Origin of the sequence: Okeania sp. SIO2B9 (genome assembly GCF_010672505.1) — a bacterium.
Lineage (GTDB): Bacteria > Cyanobacteriota > Cyanobacteriia > Cyanobacteriales > Microcoleaceae > Okeania > Okeania hirsuta.
Genome location: NZ_JAAHGK010001209.1, coordinates 1 through 2,332, shown reverse-complemented (window position 1 = coordinate 2,332; position 2,332 = coordinate 1). Strand labels below are relative to the sequence as shown.

1 protein-coding gene and 2 pseudogenes are annotated in these 2,332 nt (G+C 36.5%); 2 read left to right on the top strand and 1 reads right to left on the bottom strand.

All coding sequences use genetic code 11. The features are described from left to right. Window positions 1–308: 308 nt before the first annotated feature. Window positions 309–1,025, bottom strand: coding sequence for a glycerophosphodiester phosphodiesterase (locus F6K13_RS29015; protein WP_124147043.1), 717 nt, complete (start codon window positions 1,023–1,025; stop codon window positions 309–311). 217 nt (window positions 1,026–1,242) lie between these two features. Here F6K13_RS29015 and F6K13_RS29010 point away from each other — a divergent pair. After that, window positions 1,243–1,326 (top strand): annotated as a pseudogene (locus tag F6K13_RS29010) (IS1 family transposase); the annotation flags it as partial. A 299-nt stretch (window positions 1,327–1,625) separates the two neighbouring features. After that, window positions 1,626–2,332: pseudogene (locus tag F6K13_RS29005) on the top strand (hypothetical protein); the annotation flags it as partial.

Here is a 2,332-nt window from a genome sequence, read left to right as displayed (position 1 = left end):
CTCATAACTAAGAGGTTCTTTTTGTTTAGAGAATAGTTTGTATAGCAGAAGAAAGAATCAGGAAAAATATTGCGTTGCCTGAGTTTTAAACTTTTGATCTGTCTTAACCTTTCCTTCGACTACTATAAACAAAAGATTAAGTAGCGTGTGTGATAGTATGCTTACCATTTTTGGAATAATTGTCAATTTTACATCTCATGCAACGTGTGCTGTTGGATGGTTACGTAACACCATTTCTCAAAAACTTTTCTACATTTTATTGAGCAGGGGAGTGGGGGAGTAGGTAGGAACGTTGCATACAACGAATGCTAATTCCCATCAAATAAGTTCAAAGCTAAATCTGGTCTATCTGTAATTAATGCAAATGCTCCTTGTTTGACAGTTTCAACCATTAATTTTTCATCATTAATTGTCCAAACATAGATATTCTGATTAAACAGCTTCATGCGCCAGGCAAAACCAAATTTTATCAATTGATAATTAGGCGAAACAAAATCAGCTTTAGTTGTAAACAAACGAAATTCAGGAAAGATTTCTGATAATCGAGTAGCAATTAAATTTTTGGGTTTACTAAGTCCTAATAACAACCCAGTTGTAATTTGATTATCTGCTTCTTTGACCGCAATAATAGCAGCATCAAGAAAAGATTTAATCACATAATCTTGATAATCTAAATATTTTTTGACTAAATTAACTATCTCCAATTCATATCCCACTTCTTTCAATTCAATATCAAGTTTAATTTTCCCCTGACACAACTTCAACACATCCTCTATCAATGGGACATCAAAACCTTTTTGCCGAGAAATATCCAAAAGTTGTTGATAACTCAAATCACTAATTTTCATCCCATCAATTGATTCATCGTGAAACGCAACAAATAAATTATCCTGAGTTTTTCTCACATCAAACTCCACCATTGGTACACCCAATTCAATAGCTTTTTCAAAAGAAGCTAAAGTATTTTCAAATTTCACCAAGCCAGATGCACCCCGGTGAGCAATAATTAATGGTTTAGTAGTCATTTTATTTAAAATTTCTGAGACTCAAACTTTGAGCTTGAGGGACTTGCAAATTATTAATATAAGTTGTTTTGCATTTAAACCATATATCCAATTTTTGTCAAAGGGAACAGGGAATATAGAATCTAAATGATTCTTAGCTTAAGACCCAATTTTTCGGTGAAAAATTCTATTCTGACTCCTGTCTTCTGTCTCCTGACTCCTTCTTCAATTTAGCTGTACTTTACGGCAACGAATTTCACGTTTAGTCAGGAAGACTTTATCTTTTTCCAAAAAGCTGGAAAATCATATAGGGACTATCTAGCATTTCATCCATCATTACAATGCCTCGTTACCTATAGCTTCATCCTTTCCTTTTTAGGACTACCAGATTTTATTACCGAAAATTATCATAAGACATAGGAGTGAAAATCAAAAATAAAATCAATTCTTATCAATTACTTCTCCCTGTTCCCTGTTCCCTGTTCCCTGTTCCCTCTTTTCTGGAGATGTCTATAGAAAAAAACTTCTGACTTCTGACTTCCTATTTCTGACTTAGAGCGCAGCGATAATCTTCCTTTTATCCCTAATGGTAGTCTAATCTAGAGCTGTCACTATATAGCTATGACAATGACAAATATACCTCCGAACCCACCTTCACGGTCAAGGCCAGTGGAACGTGATGAGTGGATTGCAATATTTGTAGCCTTAGCGACTCTTGGCAGTGTATTTTTCTGGACAACGACTAGAGGGAATGATGGGTTTAATCTATTCTCCAAACCTATTCTTTCTTTACCTAAATCTGAAATAGTTGATAGTCCAGATGTTAGTACAGAGGAGTCAATTTTTAGCTTAGGCACACCACAACTTAATACGCTGACTGGCGAACCAGAATCAAATTTTGGTCAAGCACTTTCTACTTCTGAAGAGTTAGAAACAAGTTTGGCTACTCTGACTCCTATTACTAATACTTTTGAGCAGTTAGAGACAAGTTTTAAAGGTTTGGCTCGAGCCAATACTGAGGCTGAGACAACACTAGAATTAGCCAAATCTACAAAAGTCCCACAAGTTGGAAAGGGTTTGGCCACATTAGGTATTGGAAGTATCTTACCTGGATCTCCAATGGCAACTGCACCTTTGCCTCTGGCCCCTCCTATTCCTAGTTTAACAACAGAGTCACCCACGACAGATTCTCCTTCTCCAGAAGCAGAAACTTCTGAGTCACCAGGGGCGAGTGAAACAGCAGATTCTCCTTCTCCAAAAGCAGAAACTTCTGACTCATCCACGGCAGATTCTCCTTCTCCAGAAGCAGAAACTTCTGAGTCACCAGG

What these genes read in the sequence shown, in the direction of transcription:
- F6K13_RS29015 (WP_124147043.1), bottom strand. Translation starts at nt 1,025, where the DNA reads ATGACTACTAAACCATTAATTATTGCTCACCGGGGTGCATCTGGCTTG.